The following is a 4,293-nucleotide window of genomic DNA, read 5'->3' as shown; positions in this document are numbered from 1 at the left end:
GTGGCCGCCGCGGCGAGCAGGCCCGCCTGCAGCGCCATCGCGATCACCGAGCCCTGGCCGATGGCGCCGGCCGGCTTGATCCAGCGCCAGCCCTGGTGCAGCAGCAGCGCCGCGCCGATCAGCAGGATCGCGAAGCCCAGCCACTGGCGCATCCGGTGGCGTCGCGCCAATGCCGGGTCGATCGCCGCGAGCGCCTGCGCCGGATCGACGGCGGCCTCGTGGGCGTGGGTCGGGTCGTGGGCCATCGGTGTCCTTGGGGTGTCGGCCTCAGAGTCCGCCATCGGTGAGCTTGGCCGGGTCCAGCATCTGCAGCAGCGTGGCGCGGTCGAACTCGGTCATCTCCTCCGCGACGTCGACGATGGGCCGCTGCTCCGCGTAGGCGCGCTTGGCGATCGCCGCGGCCTTCAGGTAGCCGATCTCGCGGTTGAGCGCGGTGACCAGGATGGGATTGCGGGCCAGCGCATGCTGCAGCCCGGCGGTGTTGACCTTGAAGTCGCGGATCGCCTGCTCGGCCAGCGCCCGTGACGCGGCCGCCAGCAGCGCCAGGCTGTCCAGCAGGTTGGTCGCGATCAGCGGCAGCATCACGTTGAGCTGGAAGTTGCCCGACTGGCCGGCCACGGTGATCGCCGCGTCGTGGCCGATGACCTGCGCGCACACCATGGTCACCGCCTCCGGGATCACCGGATTGACCTTGCCCGGCATGATCGACGAGCCCGGCTGCAGCGCGTGCAGCTCGATCTCCGCCAGGCCGGCGAGCGGGCCCGAGTTCATCCAGCGCAGGTCGTTGGCGATCTTCATCAGCGTCACCGCCAGCCCCTTGAGCGCGCCCGACAGCGCCACCGCCGTGTCCTGCGCCGAGAGCGCGGCGAAGAAGTCCGGCGCGGGCCGGAAGACCAGGCCGGTCAGGGTGGACAGTTCCTCGCAGAAGCGCTGCGCGAAGTCGGGATGCGCGTTGATGCCGGTGCCCACCGCGGTGCCGCCCTGCGCCAGCTCGCAGACCGACGGCAGCAGCGCGCGCAGCTGGGTGCGCCTGGCGTCGATCTGCGCGCACCAGCCGCCGAGTTCCTGACCCAGTCGCAGCGGCATCGCGTCCATCAGGTGGGTGCGGCCGGTCTTGACGTGATGGCCGTCGCTCTTGATCTTGTCCTGCAGCGTCTGCGCCAGCAGGTCCAGCGCCGGCAGCAGCTCGCCGTGCAGGGCCTGGGCCGCGCTGATGTGCAGCACGGTGGGGATGGAGTCGTTGCTGCTCTGGCCGGCGTTGACGTGGTCGTTGGGGCTGACCGTCGTCGGGTTGTCCGCGCCGGTGCCGATGAGCCGCGTGGCCAGCGTGGCGATCACCTCGTTGGCATTCATGTTCGAGCTGGTGCCTGAACCGGTCTGGAAGACCTCCACCGGGAAGTGGTTCATCAGCGCCGGGTCCTGCAGCAGCTGCGTCGCGGCGCGGTCGATGGCCTGGCCGATGTCGGCCGGCAACTGCTCGAGCGCGATGTTGGCGCGCGCCGCGGCGGCCTTCTGCAGCACCAGTGCGCGCACGAAGCGCTCGGGCATGGGCTGGCGGCTGATGGCGAAGTTCTCGACCGCGCGCTGTGTCTGGGCGCCGTAGAGCGCGTCGACCGGTACGGCGACCTCGCCCATGGAGTCGCGTTCGATGCGGGTGGCCTTGGTCATCGGGGATCCTTCGTTCCGGGTCATTCAACGGAAGAGGCTCCAGCAAGGCAGGTGCCTGTGTCGCGACGTCGGATCCCGCCGGAGTCTTTTCGTTGGTGCAGGGATGCTAGATGAGAACTTCTCTCATCTGCAAGGCGGTCACTGCAAGCGCTTGCGCCGGCTGGGGGCTTTGCGCGACCCGGCAATCAGATCAGGTGAAGGTCCTTGGGACGGACGCCGGGGAATACGCGCGTGAGGGCCGCGGGCGACAGGCCGAACTGGCGTTGCCAGAGCCCGCCCAGCACCGCGCGGTAATCGTTGAGCACCGGATAGTCGCGGTTCTGGAACAAGGTCCTGGCGCTCAGCGCGACCTGCTCGCCGGCCACGGGGCCGCCGCTCGCCAACCCCCCGCCCAGCAGCCAGTAGACGCTGCCGTGGCCGTGGTCGGTGCCGCGGTTGCCGTTCTCGCGGAAGGTGCGGCCGAATTCGCTGATCACCATCACCGTGGTCTGGCGCCAGAGGTCCGGACCGAGTTCATCCGCGATCGCCGCCAGCCCGCGGCCGAGTTCCTCGAAGCGGTTGGCCAGCTGGCCGGTCGCGCCGCCCTGGTTGACGTGCGTGTCCCAGCCGCCGACATCGATGAAGCCCAGGCTGAAGCGGCCCCGCATCAGCGTGGCGATGCGACGTGCCTCCAGCTCGAAGCCCTTGGCCGGGATCGCGTTGCGGCCGGCCGCGTCGGTCATCGCCTTCATCTTGTCGGGCGAGAGGTCGCGCGCAAGTTCCTCGCGCAGCGCCAGACCTTCCTCCACCGCCCCGCCGAGCGCCTGGCCCCGGTACATGCTCGCGATCAGCGCGCGGCTCCTGGCGTCGACCGCCGGGCGCGCCGTCTCCCGCAAGCCAGCATTGGCGATCCTCACCGGACCGCGGAACGCAATCGGCAACTGGTCCGTGAACGACAGTGCCTGCTGCGCATCGAGCTCGGCCGCCAGGCGGTTCAGGAAACCCGAGTTGTAGTCGCGCGAACCACCAAGCGGCTGGCCCAGCTCGATGCTGTCCTGCGTCTCGAAATGGCTGCGCGACAGGTCCTCGGTACCGGCGAAAGGGATGAAACGGAGCTGGCCCGATTGCGCCAGCGGGTAGAGGCTGCTTCTCAAGGCCGGGTGCAGGCCCCAGTCGGCGTCCAGCGCCAGCGCGGCAGCGGGGTCGGTCGGCGACGGGCGCGCGATGGCGATGCGAGGGCGTTGCTCGTAATAGAAGCTGCTGGTCGTGGGGACCAGCAGGTGGGTCGCGTCGTAACCGCCGCGGAGGAAGACCAGCAGGAATCGCGGGCGCTGGACTGCGCCCGAAGACGGGGACGCCAGAGCCCCTCCTCGCTCAAGCGCCTCCGCACGCTCGGCAATCGCTCGGAGGGGCTCCGGCGTCCCCGTCTTCTCCAGGGCAGCGGTCGGCGGGGTCGCGAAAAGGCGCGCGGAGGTGAGGGTGAGCGGCGCGGCGGCGAGGGCGTGCAGGAGATGGCGGCGGTGCATGGTGGGCTCAGAGATACATGAAATCGGGGCTGGATAACCAGAGGGTCAGCCACTGCTGCGGGGAGGTCGTCTGGGCGAGCGCGTCACGCGTCGACATCGCCAGCGTGGGCTCGACGCGTGCGCGCAGCACCTTCAGATCGGGCAGGGGCACCGGGCCGGTCGTGCCCTCGGGGCGGTACAGCGCGGCCGCGCCGCCGCCGATCTGGCGCGCGATCTCGAAGCGCAGCGTCATCTGCCCCGGACTGTTCCAGGCCTCGGACGTCAGCGGGTAACCGTCCGGCGTCTGCTTGTCGTAGAGGCCCTGGCCCAGCCGTCGCAGCCAGTTCTGCAGCGGCTGCGCGTTCTGCAGCTCGCGCTGCTCGAAACCGGCCCGCAGGCTCGAGAGCAGGTAACGGTGGGGATCCTTGAACTTGGGCGCCTCGGCCGCGAGGAATGCCGGGGAGCGCAGCATCGGCCGCAGCGTGGATGGGATGTCGCCTTTCGTGCGTTGGAAGGCGGTGGCCATGGCGTCGACGACGGCCGGCGGCGGCTGGTCGCTCAGGAAATACACCGCCAGCTTGCGGGACACGAAGCGCGCCGTCGCCGGCTGCGCGACCAGCAGGTCCAGCACCTCGTCGAGTTCGTCGGCGCCGCGGCCGCGGATCGTGCGGCCGAGCAGCTGCTTGTCGCTGAAGTCGTGCCGGGCCGGGTGGAACTCGAACAGGCCGTCGCGGCGGTACAGCGGCTCGAATCGGGGCGCGATCTTCGGCGGGTCGGGATCGACGCGCACGCCGAAGCCGGTCAGCACCCGCGCCAGCTCCTGCACGTCGCGCTGGCTGTAGCCGCCGTCGACGCCCATCGTGTGCAGCTCCAGCAGCTCGCGCGCGTAGTTCTCGTTGATCGCGCGGACGGCGTTCTGGTCGTTGTCCAGGTAGCGCAGCATCGCCGGGTGACGCGCCACCGCGCCAAGCATGTGGCGGAAGGAGCCCAGCGCGTGCGGGCGCAAGGCGCGGTCCTGGTAGTCCGAGAGCAGCAGGCGGATGTCGCGCTTGCCCTGGTGGACGTTGAAGTGGTTGAACCAGAACCACGTCATCTGCTCGAGCAGCTGCTGTTCCGAGTACAGCTCGCGCAGCAGCTGGCG

At 70.2% G+C, this 4,293-nt stretch carries 3 protein-coding genes and 1 pseudogene; all 4 read right to left on the bottom strand.

The features are described 5' to 3' along the window. Positions 1 to 245, bottom strand: a pseudogene (locus tag FUT87_RS02740) (hypothetical protein); the annotation flags it as partial. Between the two features lie 22 nt (positions 246 to 267). Continuing rightward, positions 268 to 1,668, bottom strand: a complete 1,401-nt coding sequence (locus tag FUT87_RS02735; RefSeq protein WP_147240003.1) for a lyase family protein — start codon at positions 1,666 to 1,668, stop codon at positions 268 to 270. Between the two features lie 185 nt (positions 1,669 to 1,853). Further along, positions 1,854 to 3,173, bottom strand: a complete 1,320-nt coding sequence (locus FUT87_RS02730; protein ID WP_147240002.1) for a DUF1501 domain-containing protein — start codon at positions 3,171 to 3,173, stop codon at positions 1,854 to 1,856. A 7-nt stretch (positions 3,174 to 3,180) separates the two neighbouring features. Further along, on the bottom strand, positions 3,181 to 4,293 hold a 1,113-nt coding region (locus FUT87_RS02725), incomplete at its 5' end, for a DUF1800 domain-containing protein (RefSeq protein ID WP_147240001.1).

The sequence above is a fragment of the Mitsuaria sp. TWR114 genome (assembly GCF_007997345.1).
The sequence above is the reverse complement of the archived record's forward strand: the minus strand, read 5'-3'. Positions and strand labels throughout refer to the sequence as shown.